Genomic DNA, 21,133 nt, shown 5'->3' on the forward strand with positions numbered 1-21,133 from the left:
GGCGTGTGATTGACAGGATTATGCTTATCGGAATATCGATTTGAAGAAAAATAGAGTAAATGAGTTTTATTTGTCCAGCGGTTTGGCATGAGGAGCATAGTCCGCAACAATCAGAACATCCATATGCCGGGCATGACGGAGCACCGTTTTGACGACTGAGCCATGGCGCACAAGTTTCCAAACATTCCTTGCAGATTGCCCCAAAACCATCTGTGTTGCCATTTTCTCGTCCGATTTGCCGATCAGAACGGAAGCCACATCTCGTTCCTTATCAATAAACTGCACTTCGAATATACCTCCCAATCGCACGGACAGTTCTTTTATGCGTTCGATTCGTTTGTTCACTTCATCCGGAATTACACTTCCTCTGTGAACATAAATCACATACCACTCGGCCTTCAAACGATAGGCGATACGAAATCCCCTTCGAATCAAACGCTCCGCGTTAAGACTTGCCGTCACGCCAACACAAATCGTTTCTTTTTTTCGCCATGGACCACGAAGCGAGGCTTTGCGCTCCCAGGACTCCAATCGCTCATCTACATCATCCGCAATCTCCCGAAGTGCAAGCTCACGCAGCGCAATCAGGTTTCCTGTCTTGAAAAAGGAATTCAATGCCTGTTCTATTTTATTGGCTGCATAGATCCGTCCTTCTCTCATGCGCTGCTGCAAGGACGAAGGCGATACATCAATGAGCTGGACTTCGTCCGCCAAATGCAGGATATGGTCCGGAACGGTTTCGTGCACCCGAATACCTGTAATTTGTTCAACTGCATCATTCAAGCTTTCGAGGTGTTGCACATTCATCGTGGAAATGACGGAAATCCCGGCATCCAAAATGCTCAGCACATCTTCATAACGTTTGCGATTCTTGCTGCCGGGTACATTGGTATGGGCAAGCTCGTCAATTAATACGAGCTCCGGATTCCGCTTCAGAATCGCTTCCACGTCCATTTCCTCGAGTTCCACCCCCCGGTAGTGAGTGTTGCTTCTGGGTATCATCGGCAACGCGCCTACCTGTTCCAATGTTTCGGTGCGACCATGTGTCTCCAGCAGGCCGATTATGACATCGACCTGTTTTTTTAACAGATCGTTCCCCTCCCGCAGCATGGTATACGTTTTCCCTACGCCGGGCGCAGAGCCGATATAGACTTTAAATTTGCCGCGTCTTATTTTTTGTATTCTTTCTTTCATCTCCTGATCCGTCAGCCGATGATAGGAGCTCGGCTCCCGCTTTTGCTGCGTTCCGGCTGGCAAGATCCGCCTGCCTTCCTGTTCCGAGCGGTCTGCAATAAACAAGAGGTCGACATTTTTAATTAGGCTCAACAGCCGGTTTGCGATCGATCCCCTCCAAAACTCTTGCCATGGACTCATCTTGGAATGCCCCATGACGATACGGGTGACATTATGACTGGCCGCAAAGTGAACCAATTTCCGAGGCAGAGCGCGCCGGGAAGCGAGCGGAATTTCTTCGAATGTCCCCTCTACCTTTTTGATCATTTGAAGAAGCGAACGTTTAAAGGTCGAAGCCTCCTTAGACAACGTTTTTTTAGGATTGATAAAGGTCACGACCAGAAGATCGCCACCAAGCCGTTTGGCAACCTGCTGACCTCTGCGAACATAGATCGAACCGTTCCAATGGTATTGCGCAGATACAAGGATACGTTCCGTTGCACCGGATGGACCAAATAACCCTGCCTCCTCCCGATGCTTTTCCAGCGATTCATTGACCCCTTCGGCTACAAGCCGCAAGGCAAGCTCTCGAAGCTTCGCCAAATTTCCCCGTTTGAACAAGGTAGGATCAGGATGCTGGAAACGGCCATCCGATAATCGCTCCAGTATCGCCTCCGGCGTTACATCAATTAGGCGTACCTCGTCCGCCCAATCCAGGGTATCGGAAGGAATGGTATGTTCTGCGGCAATGCCTGTTAACTTATAAGCGAGCTCGGTTACGCCTTCCAATTCATAGACATTAACCGTAGCGATTACGCTGATTCCTTTATCAAGAAGGCATCGAATGTCTTCCAGTCTTGTCGGATGGAGCGCCCTTTTCCGGTTACGATGAGCCAGTCCGTCTACGAGGACAACTTCCGGATTGCGTTCATACAACCGCTCCAGATTTAAATCTTTGTGCTCGACACCATCCTTCACCCAATGGATGCTCGGAATCCGCTCCAAGTCACCGATCTGCTCCAAAGTGCCGGGACGTTGTCTGGTTGAAACGGCACAAATAACCACATCAATCCCTTGCCGCTTTAACATTTGTCCTTCCTGAAGCATGTGATACGTTTTACCTGAACCGCTGACCGCACCAATGTAAATTTTTAATCGGCCTCGGTGAAGCCTGGAGATGGAATATAAAATTTCTTCCGGCGTTTTTCGTTTGAATGGCTCCATTTTTGTCTCCTTTTTCCCTGAAGCAGCTTGCAAACGGAAATTCCCTGCCCGATAAAAGCAGGCAGGGAGATTCATATTTCGTTTACCTTGTAAGCAAACGCTGCAGTTCGATATTGAGCTGCAATACATTTACCGCAGGTTCGCCCAAGAAATCAAACGTCCGATGGCTCGTTTGTTCTTGCACAAGTCTTTCCAAATGTTGCTGTTCAATACCGGTCAAGTGACTGATCCGCGGAATTTGTGCACGTGCCGCCTCCGGGCTGATATCGGGGTCCAAGCCGGAGGCGGAGTTGGTAATCAGATCAATCGGAAGGCCGCTGACAGGAACTTCGGGATTATTGATCTTCCATTCTTCTAAGGATTTCGTTATTCTCTCCAACAATGCAGGATGTGACGGCGCATAGTTCGGCGATCCCGATCCGTCCGCCTGATAATCGATGCTGGAGATACGGCTATGGAAAAACTCAGGTTCGGAAAACAACTGTCCAATCAGCCTCGAGCCAATAACATTTCCTTTTTCGTCTTGAATCAAGCTCCCCTCAGCTTGTTCGGGGAACACGATCTGTGCGATTCCGGTAACTGCAAGGTTATAGCCGAGTCCGCATAATAACATGAATAGCAAGCTGGTTCGTAGACTGGATGTCAATAATTTCATCTTAGGTCATTCCTTTCTTCATACCCACATATGGATAACAAGATCGATGAGTTTGATTCCAGCGAAGGGAACAAGGACACCGCCTAAGCCATAAATCAACAAATTGCGTTTTAGCAGTTGCGCCGAACTGACTGCTTTATACGCCACTCCCTTCATCGCAAGCGGAATTAATAGCGGGATAATAATCGCATTAAAGACAAGCGCAGATAAAATAGCCGACATCGGCGATCCCAACTGCATGACATTCAGAGCATTCATCTCCGGAATGGCGAGCATAAACATGGCAGGCAGGATGGCAAAGTATTTGGCAATATCATTGGCGATGCTGAACGTCGTCAGGGCGCCGCGGGTCATCAGAAGCTGCTTTCCTATCGCTACAACTTCAATAATTTTGGACGGGTCGGAGTCTAGATCCACCATATTCGCCGCTTCCTTGGCCGCTACCGTACCGCTATTCATCGCAATTCCCACATCCGCCTGCGCCAATGCAGGCGCATCGTTTGTGCCGTCACCCGTCATAGCCACCAGTTTACCTTCTGCCTGCTCTCGCCGAATCACGGCAATTTTATCTTCCGGCTTGCTCTCTGCGATAAAGTCATCAACGCCCGCCTCCCTCGCGATGGTAGCGGCAGTAAGCGGGTTATCGCCTGTACACATCACCGTTTTAATGCCCATTTGGCGCATTTGGTCAAAACGTTCACGCATCCCGGGCTTGACCGTATCTTTTAAATAGATGACGCCGTAAATTCGGTTATCGACTGCGACGGCCAGCGGCGTGCCCCCGGCAGAAGCTACTCTATCAGCTGCCACATCCAAATCGGTCGGTATGATCCCGTTCTGGGCAGCTACCCATTTTTTAATCGCGTCGACGGCCCCTTTGCGCACTTTTCGGCCATCCGACAAATCGATCCCACTCATTCGTGTTTCCGCTTTGAATTCGATGAACTCTCCACCGGCAGCTACTGATCCGTTATACCCGAGTTCCAGCTTTTTCATCAAGTCCAGCACGGAACGCCCTTCCGGCGTCTCATCCTTCATTGAACCAATCGCCGCCCACTCGCCTAGTTCAATCGGTTTGGCGCCGCCAACCGGGATAAATTCACTCGCCATCCGGTTGCCATATGTGATCGTACCCGTTTTGTCCAGAATGATTGTATTAATATCCCCCGCAGCTTCCACAGCTTTCCCCGACATGGCAATTACGTTATACCGGGTCACCCGATCCATTCCCGCTATTCCGATCGCAGACAATAACCCTCCGATTGTGGTTGGGATAAGGCAAACAAGCAGGGCAATCAGGACGGGAACATCAATTTCAATGTTGAGGTAGTCCCCGAAAAACGGCAGTGTCACCACGACAATCAGGAAAATCAGGGTCAAACTGATCAGAACCGTATTCAGGGCAATTTCATTCGGCGTTTTTTGCCGTTTAGCCCCTTCGACAAGTGAAATCATCCGATCCAGAAACGATTCTCCCGGATCGCTGGTGATCCTTACTTTGATCTGGTCGCTGATGACGTGCGTTCCGCCTGTGACAGAACTAAAATCGCCGCCAGCTTCCTTAATGACAGGCGCGGATTCTCCCGTAATCGCTGATTCGTCGACCGACGCGAGCCCTTCGACAACCTCGCCGTCCCCCGGAATCATTTCTCCTTGTGTTATGACGACAATATCTCCTTTACGAAGATCGGTTGAAGCCACCTGCTTGATCTCTCCGCCGACCAATTTGTTTGCAACAATGTCTTTTTTTGTCCGCTTTAACGAATCCGCTTGCGCCTTGCCTCTTCCTTCAGCCAATGCCTCCGCAAAGTTCGCGAACAACAACGTCACCAGCAAAATGGCGGCAACCACTATATTGAACCAAGCCGGTGTCGAGCCTTGGAACGCTCCGGGAAAAAAGCATAGAAATAATGTGATGCTAAATCCTATCTCCACTACAAACAGGATCGGATTACGGAACATGACTCTAGGGTCCAGCTTCATGAACGCTTCCTTGACAGCATTCCGGATAATCGACCCGCTAAGTCCGGATGTTTTAGTTTGCATCGTGAGAACCTCCATTACAATCAAACTTATGGTTTCAATGTCAACTGTTCTGCAATTGGGCCGAGTACGAGACTTGGGAAGAACGTTAACGCTCCAACGATCAGCACAGCAGCCAAAAATACAATCGCGAACAATCCCGTGTCCGTCCTAAAGGTGCCTGTCGTTTCCGGCACCGTCTTCTTGGCAGCAAGCGACCCGGCTACAGCAAGCAAAGCGACAATGGAGAAATATCTGCCTAAAAACATAACGACTCCGGTTGTCGTGTTCCAGAACAATGTATTGTCACCTAGCCCTTCGAATCCGGAACCGTTGTTCGCAGCAGACGAGGTATACTCGTACATCGCTTGCGTCAGGCCGTGAAAGCCCGGATTGGACAGCGTATCGGGATAGCTGAACAGCGCAATTGCCGTTGGAACCAGAATGAGAACAGGCGAAACCAGCATCGTGACGGCAATCAGCTTCATTTCCTTGCCTTCGATTTTTTTGCCCAAAAATTCCGGTGTACGCCCAACCATCAGACCGGAGAGAAACACGCCGATCATCGCATACATCAGTACGTTCATAAAGCCGGCTCCTACGCCGCCAAAAGTCGTATTCAACATCATGTTGGCGATGGTGATCAACCCGGCGATTGGCGTCAGCGTATCATGCATCGCATTGACCGCCCCCGTCTCGGATGCCGTTGTTACGACTGAATATAAGGAAGATAGTGCAACTCCGAAGCGAACCTCCTTGCCCTCCATACTGCCTTGTTCATGCTGAATGCCGATTGCATTCAGAGCCGGATTGCCAGCATGTTCAGCCGTTAGCGAAACGCTCAGCAAAACGATAAAGAGCATTGCCATAGAAACAAACAGTACCCGTCCCTGCTTGGCATTCCCGACCATCTTGCCGTATGCAAAAGGTAGGGATGTCGTAAGTAACATCATTAGCAGGATCTGAATCAAATTACTAATTGCATTAGGGTTTTCAAACGGGTGAGCCGAGTTGACGCCCATAAATCCCCCGCCGTTATTCCCGAGCTCCTTAATGGACAAGAACGAACCCATCGGGCCTCTGGCAATCGTTTGTTCACCGCCTTGAATCGTTTGAGCGACCGCCGCCGGTTCAAGCGTTTGTGGAACGCCTAGCGCAACAAAAATAAGGGCCGTAACAAAAGCAATCGGCAGCAATACCCGTGTAATAGCACGAGTCATATCGACGAAAAAATTGCCTAACGGTTTTCCTGCCAGCCCGCGCATAAAAGCGAACACCGCTGCAAGCGCGGTAGCCGGAGCCGTAAACATCATAAAGACGATCGCAATCATTTGCGACAAGTACGATAATCCGCTCTCCCCGCTGTAGTGCTGCAAATTGGTATTTGTCATAAAGCTGATTGCCGTATTAAAGGCTAGGCTCGGGTCCATATTGGCAATGCCAGCCGGATTCAGCGGCAAAAACGCCTGTGTCCGAAACACGAGATATACGAGCAAAATCATGACGGTATTGCTGACGACTAATGTGGCAGCATATTTTCGCCATGTCTGATTCTCTTGACGAATGCCTCCGATGGCATAAATCCATTTCTCCAATGGACTGTAAAACCGGTCCAGTCCCGTCCGGTTATATTCAAAAGCTCGGGCCATATATAGCCCTGTGGGCCGGGCCAGCAGCAGCACCAGCAGCAATGTAACAACAACGGCAAGGATTCCAGCCATATCACAATACTCCTTCCTGAGAACAGGCGTTTTTTAGAACTTTTCCGGCTTAACCAGAGCGTAAACCAAATAAACAAACAACAGGATCACGACGATACCGAGCGCCCACATCATGCTTCTTCACGCCCTTCCTCGACAACCTTGCCTGCCCAAGCAGCGAGGCCTATCATGGCTGCAGCCAGTATAGCAACCAGTGCAATCATTCCGATATCCAACATACTTTCACGTCTCCTTTACAGGCTTTACGTTTACTCGCTTAACAGAAAGGACAAGTCCGTCCCTTGTGATAAAATTACGTACTTCGCACCAAGCCCTTTGTAGATGAGCCGGGCATTATTCCCCTGTGTGATGACATAAATCGGCTTTGCCGTCCAGGAACGGCATATTTGAATATACCTGCAGCACAAATCCAAGCTTTGTTCAAACAAGTAAACCTTACCGATCGGCAGCTCGGGGACCAGTAGTGAACGACTGTCTTTTGTATCCACCATAAGAATGTCCTCTACTCCCATTTCCTCCAGAGCTTGCTTCTCCGCTTTATTGTAGGTTAATGCAGCATAATGCGATCCCTTTGCCGCCAGCACCCGCAGAAATGCTAGACCGGCTTCGGTAGGCGCTGAAACGAGAAGATAATCGTCTTGATCGTTCACGTGTGTCCCTCCTATCCCTACACGGGGAGGCAACAAAAAAGAAGCTAACGAATTGAGATTGCTCTTCCTCAACTTCCAAGGCAAAGCGAGTAAACCCGTGTCTAGTTATAATAAATGTTGCCTCTCTTATGTCGCTTGCGTAGTTAGTTAATTACAAAAAAACCACAGGAGGCCTAAGCCCTGTGGTCGGAAGTTACGATCACAAGCTTCATCATCCTCTCTCCATAAGCAACGCTATTTTCCAAAGAGTTGCTCTTGCTTACGAGGTTAGCTGACGGATTCGGGCGGTGAGAGTCGCCCTACCTGCAACCGGGTCATATTCCGGCGGCAGGATTCACCCCGTACGGATGCTCGCTCTCACACAAGCTTCCGTGATTGGTTCCCCCGTTTGCCTGAAAGGCAATTCAGCACAGTGAATCATTGAATTCATGAACCGAATGTTACTCCCCATGCAAATAATTGTAAAGCGAGCCGCGAGGTAAATTGGTTTCATTTTCTTCTCTACATCTCGATCTGATTCCCTGGCCTCTATTTCCTTCATCTCCCTCCTTCACACGCCGTTTTTCGATCTTTTCCATCATTTTTACGGAACTTTTACCCCCTGGAACCATTTCTTTTGCGCAGTATTTACAGTACGCTAATGGTGAGTTTGAGACTGTCGATTAAATGTGTAGAAGTGTTATCTGGCCGTTCCAAGTGAAAAGTTGCCTTCTTCTGCTCAGACAGGTTGTCCGGAATCCCTTTATTTAAATGGAATTTAAGGTTTGGGATTCCGAACAAAACTCGCCAGAAGGCAATCTTTTCACTTTCCACTTGGTTGTTCATAATGAATCGACAGTCTCAGTTTTAGTCATAAGCGCAGCAGGAGGTTCAGCCATGCCCTTTTTTCATACCAAGCACGATTTGCGTCCTTACATCACTACCGCGCTGCTAATTGCGGGAATGACGATCCTAATACAACCTTTCGGGCTCGCCTTTGATTTGGCCAATATTTCGCTGATCTACTTGCTTCCGGTGCTTCTTAATGCGGTAGTTTGGGGACTGCGTCCGGCTTTCTTCGCCGCTTTCCTGGGCGTATTGTCCTTTGATTTCTTTTTTGTACCGCCGGTGCTCAGTTTTACCGTCGCGGATCTTAGGTATTTGATTTCCTTTGCCGTTTATATAGCAGTTGCGGTATTAACCGCCAGCTTGGCAGCCCGGCTCAAACAGCAGGTGCTCTACTCCAAGCAAAAAGAGAAGCAAACCGCCACGCTTTATGCGCTCAGTAAACAGATTAGCTCTGCCGTCGATATGCCGTCATTGCTGGACCGTTTTTCCCGACAGCTATCTGAAATCCTGAAAATGGACGTAACGATCTATCTGGCTGAAAACAACAATGAGCTTACGCTCGCCCGTCGTTCCAGCCCATTTTCCCATCATGTACAGGAACAAGCCGAGCTTGCGCTTGCTAAACGCGTCTACAAAGAAGGTACGTCATTGGAAAAAAGAATTTCACATACCGGAGGACTCATCGGGCATTTTATCCCGCTTCAGATTGAGGAACAAAGATTCGGAGTTATGGTTCTTATTTCCAAGCACGAGCGAAGCGAAACCTTACCGGAACAAGCCTTGTTATTTGAAGCGGTTGGCGGGTTGGCGGCCAGTGCAGTCGCACGTGTCAAGTTCGAGGAAGAGGCAAAGCTGGCCCATCTGACTGCCGAATCCGAGCGGCTTCGCATCGCCATATTGAACTCCGTCTCGCACGAGCTTCGTACACCGCTCGCAGCCATTATCGGTTCGGCAACCGGGCTGATCGATGGCGAGAAACTGTTTACCGCCGAGGAACGAATGGAACTTCTTGTGACCATTCGCGATGGCGCGCTTCGTATGAATCGGTTGGTTTTGAATTTGCTGGGTATGGCCCGGCTCGAAGGCGGCATGCTTACCTTACGGAAAGATGAGTGCGAATTGGAGGAAATCATCGGCTCTACCTTCATGCAGTTGAAAGGCTACCAGGAGCATCGCACGATCCGCCTTGCCCTGCCCGATGAAATCCCCATCGTTCTTGGCGATGAAGCTCTGCTTGAGCAAATGCTGATCAATGTGATCAGCAATGCGATCAAATATAGCCCCGATTACAGCGAGATCATCCTGTCTGTCAAGGCAGGCAGTGAATTCGTCGAACTAACTGTTGCCGATGAAGGTGTCGGGCTTAAGGAAGACGAGTTGGAGCGCATTTTCGAAAAATTTTATCGTTCCGAACAAACCGGGCACCTCACGGGAACGGGCTTGGGGCTGGCCATCAGCAAAGGGATCGCCGAACTTCATGGAGGAACCATCTCCGCCCAGCCTAACGCACCTAAAGGAGCCATCATCACAATATCGCTTCCGCTTGTCCAAGATAACTAATAGGCTAGCGAGCAATAGGAGGGCGAGACGTATGTCAAACCATGAACATCATGTTCGAGTACTTGTTGTGGAAGACGACACTCAAATACGGAAGTTGCTCAAGGTGACGCTGCAAGCCCATAAATACAACGTATACGAAGCGTCAACCGGAGAAGAGGGACTGGAGCAAGTTTCTCTCGCCGCTCCGGATCTCGTGATACTCGACTTGGGATTGCCGGATCTATCCGGCCTGGATGTACTGAGGGGTATTCGGGAACGGTCCGATTTGCCAGTAATCGTCCTCACTGCCATTGACAGGGAAGCGGATAAAATCTTTGCGCTGGATAATGGGGCCGACGATTATGTGACCAAACCTTTCGGAATGGGAGAGCTAGTGGCGCGGATTCGCGTAGCGCTGCGACACTCAGCCAGGGCTCAAGAAGAGCCGGTTCTGCACCATAGGGAACTAACGATCAATATTGCGCAAAGAAGTGTGGAATTAAAGGGAGAACCAGTCAAGCTATCTCCGACGGAATTTGATTTGTTGAAAATTCTGGCTATCCATGCAGGGAGAGTCATTACAAAAAGCCAATTGCTGAAGCAAGTCTGGAACGAGCACGATGATTCCAATCGGCATTATTTACGCATATACATCGGGCACTTGAGGAAGAAGCTTGAAGACAATCCCGCGGAACCCAAGTACATTGTAACAGAACCCGGCGTTGGATATCGCTTTCTCGCTGCTGAATGACCGCTCACATTCACGGATGTGAAGAACACTGCAAGTACAATATCAAAAATGAACGTCACCGCATTAAAATAGGACCCGGTTCATACTTTCTGGGCAAAAACGGATTGATATTCAGTCTGTTTTGGCGATTTACTTTGCAATAGAAATAACGTATTATGTCCATCAACAACTAAATCATGTATTTCATTCGCGGAAAGTTCCCTCTTCCTTCCGGCTTCTTTTTGTTTCATTCTGGTTTTCATCATCCATTTTAAGCAACCTGATGCGAGCTTCTGCTCGTTATTGCGAATATTTTATCGACAGGGGACACGTAAAATGATCACAACATCTGACTCCAAGATAACCGAAACTGAAGAAAAAATACTCGTTTGTCTGTATTACGGACCAAGCTCAGAGTTATTAATTCGCCGCGGCTGGAAGCTGGCTACCGCTTTACAAGCACCGCTTACCTTGCTTACGGTAGATCCGATTCATGATAACCGGTATAGTGAGGCGCGGGAGAAAAACATGGCTTATTGGAGCTCCATGGCCGTAACATTACAAGCAGAACTGATTGTGGAAAAGAGTGATTCCCGAAATGTCGCAGAAGTTATTGCAGACATTGCAAACGAAAAGCGTATCACACAAATTATTATCGGGCAGTCGGCTCAAACCAAATGGGAAGAGATTACGAAAGGTTCCATTATTAATCAGCTTCTCCATTTCATCGAAGGTGTAGATATTCATATCGTATCTGTACGGCGCGAGAGGCAAAAACAAGACGAAGACTATGAAGCAGGGGTTAAAGCCTATCTTGTAAGAGACGGGAACCGCTTATTACTGCGATTGAATTCCCTTGTTCCTGGCAAGATCGAAGGCGTCTTTTACCGAAGTGTTCATACAGACTTCAACACTGGCGTTTTTAAGGCAGTTGATGGCGGAATGAAATATCTTATTTGTGATGGTATCGCATCTACTATCGATACAAAGCCCTCACCTTAACAAGGTGAGAGCTTTTTTGACCTTACCATTACGGGCTAACCTGCCTGAACGATTTATCATTCTCGCGGACTTCCGGGCCCGTTGACCCGGAGCTCCATGCTTGGGAGAGAGGCTCCCCGAAAAAGGGGATCTCTCTAGCCAATAAGCACCTTCTCCTCAAGATAACGGAATTTCTCCCGACTTTGCTTTTGCGACAAAGCAAATGCCAGCGTCAATGGCCCGAGCCTGCCGATAAACATGGTCAGGATGATGATCAGCTTGCCGAGCGCGGAAAGCTCCGGTGTCAATCCCATGGATAAGCCCACTGTGCCGAAGGCCGATGTGACTTCAAACAGAACTTCCATAAAATCCTTCTGCAGGCTATGTTCGGTTAACGTAAGCAGAAAGGTGGCCGCGATGACTACGCCAACTGATATCACCATGACAGCTAAGGCACGCATAATAATCGATTGCGGAATTCTTCGATGCATGATTTGAACATCCCGCTTCCCTGTCACAATGCTGATTAACGTGAGCAGCAGAACGACAAAGGTAGTTGTCTTGATCCCTCCCCCGGTTGATCCGGAGGAAGCCCCAATGAACATCAGAAAAATCATAAAAAATTGAGAAGCCGTCATCATCGATGCGATATCGATGGTGTTAAATCCTGCCGTTCTCGTCACTACCCCCTGAAAAAATCCTGCCCACATTTTTTCTGATCCTGTCAATGCACCGAACGTGTCAGGATTAAATGATTCAATGGTTGTGATTACAAGAAAGCCTCCCGCACATAAAATCGCAGAAGTGGATAACACGATTTTGGAGTGAAGTGACAATTTGCGCCAGCTCCGATTTTTCCAAAGATCAAGAATGACGGTAAACCCCAGGCCGCCCATGATGAATAACAACGGAATTACGATATTAATCAGCGGATCTCCTACATATCGGCTCAAACTATCTGACCACAAGCCAAATCCCGCATTATTGAAAGATGAAACGGAGTGAAAGATACCGTAATAAAGCGCGGTTATAAAGTCCATGTCGCCCATCCAGCGAATCGTTAAAATAATGGCACCGAACGCTTCAATAACAACAGCTGCCGCAAAAATACCAAGCGACAGCTTCACGACTCCCTGCGTAGACAGCGCATTCGTCGATTGCTGAATAAGCAGCCGGTCCTTCAAGCCTATTTTTTTGCCCAACACGACCGCTACCAGGACGCTATATGTCATAAATCCGAGTCCGCCGATCTGAATCAGACACATAATAACAATTTGCCCAAACAAAGAGTAGGCTGTCCCTGTATCTACAACAACTAATCCTGTAACGCATACGGCTGACGTCGAAGTAAAAAGCGCGTCCAACCAACTGATACTGCTGCCGGATGCAGAAGAGACGGGCAAAGCTAGCAAAATCGCCCCTAACAAGATCGGAATGGCAAAACTTAGGAGAATGACTCGTGATGAAGTGAAATGAATAAGTGCAGTGGATCTGAATGGATGTACAGCCATAACCATCATCCCCTTTCCCAAGCTCTGCTCAAATAAACTGAAACCGGTTAAGCTTTATCTTCGTATTATTACCTGAAAGTACCGTTGCATTCAACCCTAAAGCCGCCTCGCATCCGAAGCATTTTTTATCCCCATAGCTGAAACAAGGGGGGACGGCGCGGAATTATAACTATGGGGGCAATCGATAATGGATGATCCGGGTCATCTGTTTACTTTGGAAATGAACTGCTTTATGATAGGGTACAACAACTTCATATTCATCGCTTAATCCTTAATGAAGGAGCGGGGGAACCAACGAAGCGTTTTTCGCTTCAGGGGTAAATTCTTTCATTTGCAGAAAGAACGGGGACTCTCAGACCCGAATCCGACAGCTAACCTCGTAGGCGTCATGAGAGAGAACATGAATGCGTCTTTGGTTTGTCCTGCCCTCACATTCCGAAGCTTGGCAGCAGAATTTCTCTGCTCCAAGCTTTTTTGTTCTTTTCCCGGAAAAACCGTCATACGGATCAATTTCTTTAGAAGGATGTGGAGGACATGAAAAAACAGTTTATTGTGATTGGTCTGGGCCGATTTGGGTCGAGCCTGGTGCGTACTTTGGTTCAAAATGGTCACGAAGTGCTCGCCGTTGATAAAGATGAGCAACTTGTTCAGGACATAGCCGGCATAGCAACCCATGCCGTTCAAGCCGATTGTACAGATGAAGGGGTGCTGAAAGAGCTTGGAGCGCGGAACTTTACTCATGCTATCGTGGCTATTGGCGATGATTTGCAAGCGAGCATTTTAACAACCTTATTGCTTAAAGAATTAAATATACCCAAAATAACAACCAAAGCCAAAAATGAAATGCATGGCCAGGTCCTATTTAAAATAGGCGCAGATCATATTGTATATCCGGAACGAGACATGGCTGCTCGTCTTGGAAAGCAGTTAAGCTCTGATAATCTGATTGACTACATCGAGTTGTCTCCCGACCACAATTTGGTTGAACTGAAGGCCCCACCTGCGATGAACGGCAAATCTCTACAACAATTAAATATTCGGGCCAAGTACGGGTGTACGATTATGGCGATCAAGAAGGGGGTTCATATCAATATTTCTCCGAAGGCGGAAGATGAAGTGAATACAGGGGATATTCTGGTAATAATCGGAAGCAATTCAGATATTCGAGACCTGGAAGACGACTATGAACAGAAATGAAAAACGTATTCATAGCCGTTCCCTATTCGCTATCCTTGTCTCTATTGTCAACCGGCTGAAGACGCGAACGAGCCCTCCCCAACTTATATTAATCGTCTTTTTTGGCTTGATCTGGTTCGGTGCTTTGCTTTTGACGCTCCCCTATTCATCCTCGTCGGGTCAATCGATCGGGCTGTTGAATGCCCTCTTTACGGCAACCTCCGCCATTTGTGTGAATGGCTTGGTTGTGGTGGATACAGGAAGTGTGTTCTCTACCTTCGGACAAGTCGTCATTATGATACTGATTCAGGTGGGCGGCCTTGGCTTTATGACCGTGCTATATTGTCATTGTGGATGTTTTCCGCAAACGTTCATGGCGCAAGTTATCGCTGCATGCCAAAGTTGTCTTGCTCGGTTCCGGCATTTTGTTTGCCGTAGGCTTCTGCTTGATTTATTTGCTGGAAAGCTGGAACCCCGCAACCTTCGGTTCCTTGTCTGCTGGGGAGCGGGTATGGGCCTCCCTGTTCCAAGGGGCTACGCCCAGAAGCTCCGGTTTTAATACCATTGACATCGGAAGCATGTTGGCCTCGTCACAATTCCTGATCATCATATTAATGTTCATTGGAGCCGCTTCAGGCGGAACCGGCGGTGGCATTAAAATCAATACGGTGTTTGTTCTTGTACTGGCAACCATTCATACGTTCCGCGGCGGCGGGCAAATTCACGCCTTCGAGCGCAAAATCGCAGGCGAGACGGTCATGCGCGCACTGGCTGTTGTGGTCCAGTTCCCTTGCCGTTGTGCTTTTGGTCTCCCTACTGCTGACGGTTTCGGAAGGCATGCTGGAGGAGCACTTTCTGGAGGTACTCTTCGAGGCCACTTCGGCCTCTAGTACAACCGGATTATCCATGGGCCTGACGAGCGATTTGTCTCCGCTTGGTAAAATCATCGTGACCATTACCATGTATGCCGGACGACTTGGTCCCCTCACACTGGCCTTTGCCCTAGCTCAAAAAAAGCGTTTATCCAAAATTGGCTACCCCGAGGATCATATTCTGATTGGCTAAACCATAACGGGGGCGGGTTTCCGCTCCTTTTTCTATCCGCTCCTACAAGGAGTAGTCCCAGCGTTGCTGCCACCAGCCGCCAATGAATCATTAGGATGAATAAATCTAGACAAAAGTACTTACCCTATTTCTGGATATTCTAAATGGGGAGGTTACATAATGGATATGGCTTGGATTGGGAAATCAGCCTTTTTGGTCATTGCCGGGATGCTGCTTCTTCGTATTGCGGGGAGAAAATCAATTTCTCAGATGAGCGTCGCTACAACTGTAATCATGATCTCAATCGGTACGACCATTGTTCAACCGATTGCCTACAATGAGCTATGGAAAGCAATTGGCTCCGCTGCGATCTTTATTGTCTCTCTGCTGATCCTTGAATATTTGCAACTGAAATTTGATTGGTTGGAGAACGTTTTAATATGTACATATCAGCTCCATCAGGCAAGATTTCATCGGGGCTCCATCCACATGAAATCGTGCATGCTCCGCAATCTCCGTTCAGACAGCCCGGCTTGGCCGAGATACGGGCATGGATTCAGTGATACGGTTCATGTTCTGACGGAACCGGTCACTTCCGATCTGCTGGAGCATTTGAACCTGACGAGATGTAAGCTGAATGAAGGGATAACGCTACTGCTGGGGCTGGCGACAGCTGTGGCCAAAGCGTTTGCGGCGGATATTGTCCAGTTTCCAACGGGGGATTGTATGATAATCAAGAAGTAGCTTGCTCCCTTCTTATGTATGGTTAGAGAATAGGCCAACATCCAAAATAGCTGAAAAAAATCGGTCACAGCACCTTTGACGAATGAACAAGTGCCTTAAACGCGTCAATAAAGCTCTGCGGATCACCAGCAACCGTATAGGAGTACACGCCTTGCAACGTATGCAAGTAAAACAGTCCCCCCTCTTTCCCAATTCGCTTATACGATAGGTCGAAAACGTTCTTAATTGGGAAATCATGAGTCTCGGTCACTATTTTTTTCTCAAACAAATACATGAATCGATCTTCTTTGACTGTGACCTGCTCAAAACTGGTTACTCTCCTCTCAATTTTGTAATAAGGCTGAATGGCAATCCAATTCATCTTGCGTCCCCCCCCATCCTGTTACTAATACTCAGTATAGCGAACCACTATCGTTATTGCTAATGAGGTGTCATTCATGGTTGACAAGCAGTAAATTGCATGACTGAAGTCTGCGAATAAAGAAACGCGCACCCGGTCCTCCAAGGGAAGAGTGAACGCCCTTCGTCCACGTCTAGCCGCAGTTATACTGGAAGCTGTCCCCGATCCCTTACGTAGCTCATGAGCATCCACAAACTCATGGGGAAAACCTTGGTATTTATGATCTCCATGTTAAAATCTACAATCGGTCCCATCACTTGGCCCCGGGGCAAACCGTCTACCGATGCTTTCTGGATATCCTTGTCATCGGATTTATTAGTTACAAGAGATGTACCGTTGAGGTCTATAACAGGCTTCATATCCGGCACATACGAAAGCGATCCTGGGGAAGCCGCTCGCAGACGAAAGCGACATCGCATTCGCCGTATTGCCCGCAACATCCTTAGCCTTAACATGCCAATACCAATCGCCAAACAACACAGTGAATAGACCAAAATACAGTTGTTGAGACATATCTTGGACTCGGTTCGCACGACTTTACCATTACTGCACTGTCGTATATGCTGCTCAGTTGTTATAAATCACTGTTGGATCAACTCCCTTATAGTCCTGAGTTTGTGTATTACACCTATGATTTGCTCAAGCTCATCGATTGACTGTAAACGGAGACCGCATCCGGTTATCCGTCTGAACCGCTCTTTATATGAAAGTTGGGGGGAGAATCAGCCGGAATCTCTATTACGAGCGTTTGTACAAGGCAACCTTTGATCTGAACGGTGTACCTTGACGGAAGAGGTTAAGTCCTATCAGAAGAGATCTACCGATATGAGGCCCAGTTTACCCATCCTATGTTAAATAACTATGAAGGCTATGAGGTTATCGGTTGGGAAGCGATAAATGGAGGTCCGGAATTAAGTTACGGAGGCTCAACTGCAATGCCTGCACACAACGTAATCTATAAAGTTATTCTTGGTGCAGAATCTGGCGGCGGAGGTTTCCCAGGCTGGCCTTGGTGATGAATAGTTTCAAGCTCTACGAAGGTCACTAGCATATCGACATAGACCAAGAACAATCCTTTTGCAACGCCTATGTCTACTAAACAAACATTCAAAATACTAGAAAAATAGCGGTGTAAGGGAGGTAATCCCTACGCCGCTATTTTTTCATGAATTCTTTAATCAGGGTGGCACGCTATGTTCGCGCTTGCAACGCACTTCTGGCAATCAACATATATCCGGCTCCCCGAATCGTAATGACTCTCTCAGGATTGGCAGGGTCAGCCTCGATTTTTTTGCGCAAATTACTGATGTGTACGGCGACCGTTCTCGTATCCTCCAGACTCTCCGTTCCCCAGATGAGCTGAAACAACGCATCGCTACTAACGACACGATTCACGTTTTGTGCCATATAGGACAGCAGACTGAACTCTTTTTTCGATAAAAAGATGGGTTCACTACCCATGTTGACGGACTGTGCGTAGAAATCCAGTGTCAAACCCGGTAACTCCAGCAGTTGTTCTCTTCTGCCCGTCGACACTCTGCGAAGATGAGCCTTGATCTTGGCCATGAGGACTCCCGGACTGAACGGCTTGGTCACATAATCGTCGCCGCCATAGGTTAATGCGCTGATTTTCACCTCGTCTTCCTCACGGCTGCTTAGAAACACGATCGGCGCATTCGTGTAGGTACGTGCGTTCATGCACCAATCAATGCCGTTTTCATTAGCCAGCATGATATCCAGTACAATCAAATCCGGCTCGAAAGACTCAAGCAGCTTCATGGCCTCTGTCCCGCTATGACTGTAGGAGGATATGAAACCCTCACGCTCGCAATACGCCTGAACAATCTCGCATATATGTGGGTCATCATCGACGATCATGATTTTGTGCGAGTCTACCACACCGTCACCTCCCTCTATTTATAATATAAGGAAGCGATACATAAAATATCGACCCCGTCTTGCCGTCGCTCTCCGCTCGAACCGTCCCTCCATGCGCTTGTACGATTTCCCTGCAAATCGCCAGCCCGAGCCCGCTGCCCTGCACAGCTACCGCCTGAGTCGGTTTCACTACCAACTACATGGACAAACCCGCCTGAATAGATTTTTATCTACTCAAACGGGTTTTGAACTACTATATCCTTTATCTATAAATTGTTGTTTATTGCCTGTATCTAGTTAATAAAGCAAATTCACGACCCACCCGCTTGCCTGTGTCAGCATAGCCATTTGCATCGATGACTGGTACATAGCGAATTGCTGCACCTGGCGAGCCTTCGAGTTCAGCAGGCTGCTTGCCGGGACTTCATTGTATCTTTCTGCTGCTGATGTTAGACGGTCAGCTAGGCCATAGTTGCCGCTAATCGCTTTCGTTGTTTGATCGAAATTGGAGCTTAAGCTCATCTTAAGCTGCTCTTCATCCAGCTTGAGAGTACCATCGCCGTTACGGTGAATACCGATTCGCTCATAGTTAGATGAGCTGACTAACGATTCCATGCTTTTACGGACAGATGAATTCATAACTCCACCGGCTTCTTTCAAGCGATCATGCATCGTATTGTAACTCGACACCAGATCTTTAACTTGTGCGATGACTTTGTCTTCGTCCGGTTTGATTTGAATTTTTACAGCTTTCATCGACGGTGCCATTAGTGTCGCCGTAGCTTTGCCCTTCTCCAGATCAATCGTGTTCGACTGCGAAGTTTGAGTTGCGCCGCCGTTCACGCTGTAGGACGCATTGGATGCTAATTGGGTTGCATTCTTAACGCCGGTTGCCGACATCGCGTTGCCGGTAATATCTTCAACCTCGAAAGCCTGATCCGCTCCTGTCTTGTCGCTGCTTAACTCAAGCTTCTTATTGCCTGTTTTATCATCCGTTACAATACCGGCGGTTACGCCCGTCTTCGCTGCATGGACCGCATCTCTTAGCTTGGTCAACGCTTGAGCGTTCGTATCGTTATTCCTTCTGCATTAATTTTTGCGCCGATGCTTGCATATCCTGCACAGATTTCAAAAAATTCACAATCCCAGTCGCTGCTGTCTTGATATATTGCTCATTAGGCTTGCTCTTCGAAACGAACTTTGAGAATAAAGGGTTCGCACCCAAACTATTGGAAGATTGGAAACTCAAAGACGTCGTTCTGCCAATCGAATTCATCAAGTTATACGAGTTAATCGATAACGTCATCCGTCTACCCCTCCATACTGTCGCACAATATATAATGTTAATTTCTGGATCAATATAAATTTGCTATGGTTTCATCATCGTAATTTACGGGGTGCGTATCCTTCTGACCTCAGTGAGGCATACTTGCTCGATCGCACGAACTCGCGATGGGCTTCCTGAATCGCGTTCGCGCGCATCAGCAGCTCCTCGGAACCACCATGCTTCAGTTGTCCGGCAATCTGCATCAGCTTGAACGTGTTATAATAGTTCGCATCCGCTTTGTTACGGCTATGCTGCAATGCATCCTCATACGCTTGGCGTTCCATCGAGAGGCTTATTGCTTGATCATGTAGATGGGGATCATGTCGCTGTAAATAATCCATTTCGTCGGTGCGTAGCTTCTTGCCCAGCATGAGTATATTTCGAATAGACGCCAAACACGACTGATCCTTCGTCGCGCGTGCGTCCTTGCATTGCTGCATCGCTTTGAAATAATCACTGACCGGCTGCACGGATTTTACATTCACGCCATTCCCCCCTAATTACAAATGTCGTCACATGCAACGATGCCTTAGTCCAAGTATCTGGTTGTATATACCACTCCCATGACAGCTAGCTGTTCTTCGTCAAAAACCCAAAATATTACTTCTAATTTATCATAGTAGATTGCTCTATATATGAAACATAAAGAAATCTTTAAGTTCGCACTGACACATTTTTTGTTCTTTCCGCTAGCTTTGCTCATACATTGGGGCAAATCGTTTGTTGAACTGCGGCGGCGAAGGGACTTGGCGAAGGCGTTGGGGACGGACGGTTTGAACCCGACAAAACCGTTACGAGAGCGGAGTTCACCGCCATGCTCATCCGGGCGCTCGGACGCGGCCTATCGATCGGCAGTGCAGTGTCTTATGTCGGTGTGAAGTCGGGAGCGTGGTACTACGAGGAGGTAGCGACAGCAAGGGAGCTTGGACTGCTAGACTTCGTAAGCGGTACAAGCTTCAATCCAGAACAACCTCTGACCCGTGAAGAAATGGCAAATATGCTGGCGGCGGTCGTAAAACTTGAGGAGCTGCCGCTTACCAAGGATTTTGTAAGCTTGAATGGCTACAAGGACATCGCCCAGGCGGACTCCGCCTACTTGAAAGACGTTCGCCTGATGGTCAAGCTTCACATTATGACAGGCACGGGCGAAAACGAGTTCAGTCTGAAAGGTGAAACGACACGCGCGCAGGCCGCTGTTGTATTGATTCGGACGCTGCAAGTGTTTGATAGGATAGACGGATACAAGGAGTAATGATCAGATCAAATCCCGCTTGAGGCTAGTCCTTTCAAGCGGGATTTTTTTAGCTTGGTGATTTCCCGATTAGTTTGATCAAGCATCTCTTCTGGATCTTGACCGACCCCGATCCATCAGTTCAGCTTGCAATTTTGTTGTTCGTGTGTTAGCTTACAACGCAGTTCTGGCAACCAGCATATATCCGGCTCCCCGAATCGTAATGATTCTCTCCGGATTGGCAGGGTCAGCCTCGATTTTTTTGCGCAAATTACTGATGTGTACGGCGACCGTTCTCG

General features: G+C 48.0%; 20 protein-coding genes, 3 pseudogenes and 2 riboswitches. Of the genes and pseudogenes, 9 read left to right on the plus strand and 14 right to left on the minus strand.

Annotated features, from left to right (window positions below; genetic code table 11):
* Positions 1 to 66 precede the first annotated feature (66 nt).
* The 6 genes from AC3Y2E_RS29760 to AC3Y2E_RS29785 form a co-directional block, all read right to left on the minus strand.
* Positions 67 to 2,397: a histidine kinase gene (locus AC3Y2E_RS29760; RefSeq protein ID WP_379216944.1), complete on the minus strand. Its 2,331-nt coding sequence runs from the start codon at positions 2,395 to 2,397 to the stop codon at positions 67 to 69.
* An 82-nt stretch (positions 2,398 to 2,479) separates the two neighbouring features.
* On the minus strand, positions 2,480 to 3,052 hold the full coding sequence (gene kdpC / locus AC3Y2E_RS29765) for a potassium-transporting ATPase subunit KdpC (protein WP_332074721.1): 573 nt from the start codon (positions 3,050 to 3,052) through the stop codon (positions 2,480 to 2,482).
* An 18-nt stretch (positions 3,053 to 3,070) separates the two neighbouring features.
* Positions 3,071 to 5,098 (minus strand): potassium-transporting ATPase subunit KdpB, encoded by a 2,028-nt coding sequence (kdpB, locus tag AC3Y2E_RS29770; protein ID WP_379216945.1) that lies wholly within the window; start codon positions 5,096 to 5,098, stop codon positions 3,071 to 3,073.
* Between the two features lie 26 nt (positions 5,099 to 5,124).
* A complete protein-coding gene (gene kdpA, locus AC3Y2E_RS29775; protein ID WP_379216946.1) occupies positions 5,125 to 6,795 on the minus strand; it encodes a potassium-transporting ATPase subunit KdpA in 1,671 nt (556 codons plus the stop codon).
* A gap of 33 nt (positions 6,796 to 6,828) precedes the next feature.
* The gene (gene kdpF, locus AC3Y2E_RS29780; protein WP_379216962.1) at positions 6,829 to 6,909 is read right to left on the minus strand and encodes a K(+)-transporting ATPase subunit F; all 81 of its coding nucleotides are present in this window, start codon (positions 6,907 to 6,909) and stop codon (positions 6,829 to 6,831) included.
* A gap of 134 nt (positions 6,910 to 7,043) precedes the next feature.
* The gene (locus AC3Y2E_RS29785; RefSeq protein WP_379216947.1) at positions 7,044 to 7,445 is read right to left on the minus strand and encodes a hypothetical protein; all 402 of its coding nucleotides are present in this window, start codon (positions 7,443 to 7,445) and stop codon (positions 7,044 to 7,046) included.
* A gap of 245 nt (positions 7,446 to 7,690) precedes the next feature.
* Positions 7,691 to 7,865, minus strand: a riboswitch (cyclic di-AMP (ydaO/yuaA leader).
* Between the two features lie 456 nt (positions 7,866 to 8,321).
* On the opposite strand from AC3Y2E_RS29785, the gene AC3Y2E_RS29790 reads away from it, so the two are divergent.
* The 3 genes from AC3Y2E_RS29790 (at position 8,322) to AC3Y2E_RS29800 (ending at position 11,544) form a co-directional block, all read left to right on the plus strand.
* Positions 8,322 to 9,833 carry an ATP-binding protein gene (locus AC3Y2E_RS29790; RefSeq protein ID WP_379216948.1) on the plus strand — a complete coding sequence of 504 codons (1,512 nt, stop codon included), beginning with the start codon at positions 8,322 to 8,324 and terminating at the stop codon, positions 9,831 to 9,833.
* Between the two features lie 31 nt (positions 9,834 to 9,864).
* On the plus strand, positions 9,865 to 10,563 hold the full coding sequence (locus AC3Y2E_RS29795; protein WP_379216949.1) for a response regulator: 699 nt from the start codon (positions 9,865 to 9,867) through the stop codon (positions 10,561 to 10,563).
* A 315-nt stretch (positions 10,564 to 10,878) separates the two neighbouring features.
* Positions 10,879 to 11,544, plus strand: coding sequence for a universal stress protein (locus tag AC3Y2E_RS29800; protein WP_379216950.1), 666 nt, complete (start codon positions 10,879 to 10,881; stop codon positions 11,542 to 11,544).
* A 134-nt stretch (positions 11,545 to 11,678) separates the two neighbouring features.
* Here the strand turns inward: AC3Y2E_RS29800 and AC3Y2E_RS29805 are convergent, their stop codons facing one another.
* Positions 11,679 to 13,034 (minus strand): TrkH family potassium uptake protein, encoded by a 1,356-nt coding sequence (locus AC3Y2E_RS29805; protein ID WP_379216951.1) that lies wholly within the window; start codon positions 13,032 to 13,034, stop codon positions 11,679 to 11,681.
* 251 nt (positions 13,035 to 13,285) lie between these two features.
* A riboswitch (cyclic di-AMP (ydaO/yuaA leader) is annotated at positions 13,286 to 13,436 on the plus strand.
* A 132-nt stretch (positions 13,437 to 13,568) separates the two neighbouring features.
* Here AC3Y2E_RS29805 and AC3Y2E_RS29810 point away from each other — a divergent pair.
* From AC3Y2E_RS29810 to AC3Y2E_RS29825, 4 genes and pseudogenes are all read left to right on the plus strand, one after another.
* Positions 13,569 to 14,231: a potassium channel family protein gene (locus AC3Y2E_RS29810; RefSeq protein ID WP_379216952.1), complete on the plus strand. Its 663-nt coding sequence runs from the start codon at positions 13,569 to 13,571 to the stop codon at positions 14,229 to 14,231.
* A pseudogene (locus AC3Y2E_RS29815) lies at positions 14,218 to 14,493 on the plus strand (Ktr system potassium transporter B); the annotation flags it as partial. The gene AC3Y2E_RS29810 and the pseudogene AC3Y2E_RS29815, both read left to right, overlap by 14 nt.
* Positions 14,494 to 14,560: 67 nt before the next feature.
* A complete protein-coding gene (locus AC3Y2E_RS29820; protein ID WP_379216953.1) occupies positions 14,561 to 15,100 on the plus strand; it encodes a potassium transporter TrkG in 540 nt (179 codons plus the stop codon).
* Positions 15,009 to 15,275, plus strand: coding sequence for a potassium transporter TrkG (locus tag AC3Y2E_RS29825; RefSeq protein WP_379216954.1), 267 nt, complete (start codon positions 15,009 to 15,011; stop codon positions 15,273 to 15,275). Before AC3Y2E_RS29820 ends, AC3Y2E_RS29825 begins: the two co-directional genes overlap by 92 nt.
* 435 nt (positions 15,276 to 15,710) lie before the next feature.
* Here AC3Y2E_RS29825 and AC3Y2E_RS29830 read toward each other — a convergent pair.
* The 6 genes and pseudogenes from AC3Y2E_RS29830 to AC3Y2E_RS29855 form a co-directional block, all read right to left on the minus strand.
* Positions 15,711 to 15,792 (minus strand): annotated as a pseudogene (locus AC3Y2E_RS29830) ((2Fe-2S)-binding protein); the annotation flags it as partial.
* Positions 15,793 to 16,062: 270 nt separating this feature from the next.
* On the minus strand, positions 16,063 to 16,359 hold the full coding sequence (locus AC3Y2E_RS29835; RefSeq protein WP_379216955.1) for a hypothetical protein: 297 nt from the start codon (positions 16,357 to 16,359) through the stop codon (positions 16,063 to 16,065).
* A gap of 1,230 nt (positions 16,360 to 17,589) precedes the next feature.
* Positions 17,590 to 18,297 (minus strand): response regulator transcription factor, encoded by a 708-nt coding sequence (locus AC3Y2E_RS29840; protein ID WP_379216956.1) that lies wholly within the window; start codon positions 18,295 to 18,297, stop codon positions 17,590 to 17,592.
* 4 nt (positions 18,298 to 18,301) lie between these two features.
* The gene (locus tag AC3Y2E_RS29845) at positions 18,302 to 18,466 is read right to left on the minus strand and encodes a sensor histidine kinase (protein WP_379216963.1); all 165 of its coding nucleotides are present in this window, start codon (positions 18,464 to 18,466) and stop codon (positions 18,302 to 18,304) included.
* 107 nt (positions 18,467 to 18,573) lie between these two features.
* Positions 18,574 to 19,332 (minus strand): flagellar filament capping protein FliD, encoded by a 759-nt coding sequence (gene fliD, locus AC3Y2E_RS29850; RefSeq protein ID WP_379216957.1) that lies wholly within the window; start codon positions 19,330 to 19,332, stop codon positions 18,574 to 18,576.
* Positions 19,333 to 19,656: 324 nt separating this feature from the next.
* Positions 19,657 to 20,088: a hypothetical protein gene (locus tag AC3Y2E_RS29855; protein ID WP_379216958.1), complete on the minus strand. Its 432-nt coding sequence runs from the start codon at positions 20,086 to 20,088 to the stop codon at positions 19,657 to 19,659.
* A 257-nt stretch (positions 20,089 to 20,345) separates the two neighbouring features.
* Between AC3Y2E_RS29855 and AC3Y2E_RS29860 the strand changes: the two are divergent.
* Both AC3Y2E_RS29860 and AC3Y2E_RS29865 read left to right on the plus strand, forming a co-directional pair.
* Positions 20,346 to 20,399, plus strand: a pseudogene (locus tag AC3Y2E_RS29860) (hypothetical protein); the annotation flags it as partial.
* A gap of 18 nt (positions 20,400 to 20,417) precedes the next feature.
* Positions 20,418 to 20,855 carry an S-layer homology domain-containing protein gene (locus tag AC3Y2E_RS29865; protein WP_379216959.1) on the plus strand — a complete coding sequence of 146 codons (438 nt, stop codon included), beginning with the start codon at positions 20,418 to 20,420 and terminating at the stop codon, positions 20,853 to 20,855.
* A 153-nt stretch (positions 20,856 to 21,008) separates the two neighbouring features.
* Here AC3Y2E_RS29865 and AC3Y2E_RS29870 read toward each other — a convergent pair.
* Positions 21,009 to 21,133 (minus strand): winged helix-turn-helix domain-containing protein (locus tag AC3Y2E_RS29870; RefSeq protein WP_379214987.1); only part of this gene is annotated, 125 nt, incomplete at its 5' end.

Source organism: Paenibacillus sp. MAH-35 (genome assembly GCF_058135425.1).

Excerpts from the sequence above, each read along its gene's own strand:
- AC3Y2E_RS29760 (WP_379216944.1), bottom strand. The coding sequence starts at position 2,397 with ATGGAGCCATTCAAACGAAAAACGCCGGAAGAAATTTTATATTCCATC.
- kdpC (WP_332074721.1), bottom strand. The coding sequence starts at position 3,052 with ATGAAATTATTGACATCCAGTCTACGAACCAGCTTGCTATTCATGTTA.
- kdpB (WP_379216945.1), bottom strand. The coding sequence starts at position 5,098 with ATGCAAACTAAAACATCCGGACTTAGCGGGTCGATTATCCGGAATGCT.
- kdpA (WP_379216946.1), bottom strand. The coding sequence starts at position 6,795 with ATGGCTGGAATCCTTGCCGTTGTTGTTACATTGCTGCTGGTGCTGCTG.
- kdpF (WP_379216962.1), bottom strand. The coding sequence starts at position 6,909 with ATGATGTGGGCGCTCGGTATCGTCGTGATCCTGTTGTTTGTTTATTTG.
- AC3Y2E_RS29790 (WP_379216948.1), top strand. The coding sequence starts at position 8,322 with ATGCCCTTTTTTCATACCAAGCACGATTTGCGTCCTTACATCACTACC.
- AC3Y2E_RS29795 (WP_379216949.1), top strand. The coding sequence starts at position 9,865 with ATGTCAAACCATGAACATCATGTTCGAGTACTTGTTGTGGAAGACGAC.
- AC3Y2E_RS29800 (WP_379216950.1), top strand. The coding sequence starts at position 10,879 with ATGATCACAACATCTGACTCCAAGATAACCGAAACTGAAGAAAAAATA.
- AC3Y2E_RS29805 (WP_379216951.1), bottom strand. The coding sequence starts at position 13,034 with ATGGCTGTACATCCATTCAGATCCACTGCACTTATTCATTTCACTTCA.
- AC3Y2E_RS29810 (WP_379216952.1), top strand. The coding sequence starts at position 13,569 with ATGAAAAAACAGTTTATTGTGATTGGTCTGGGCCGATTTGGGTCGAGC.
- AC3Y2E_RS29835 (WP_379216955.1), bottom strand. The coding sequence starts at position 16,359 with ATGAATTGGATTGCCATTCAGCCTTATTACAAAATTGAGAGGAGAGTA.
- AC3Y2E_RS29865 (WP_379216959.1), top strand. The coding sequence starts at position 20,418 with ATGCTCATCCGGGCGCTCGGACGCGGCCTATCGATCGGCAGTGCAGTG.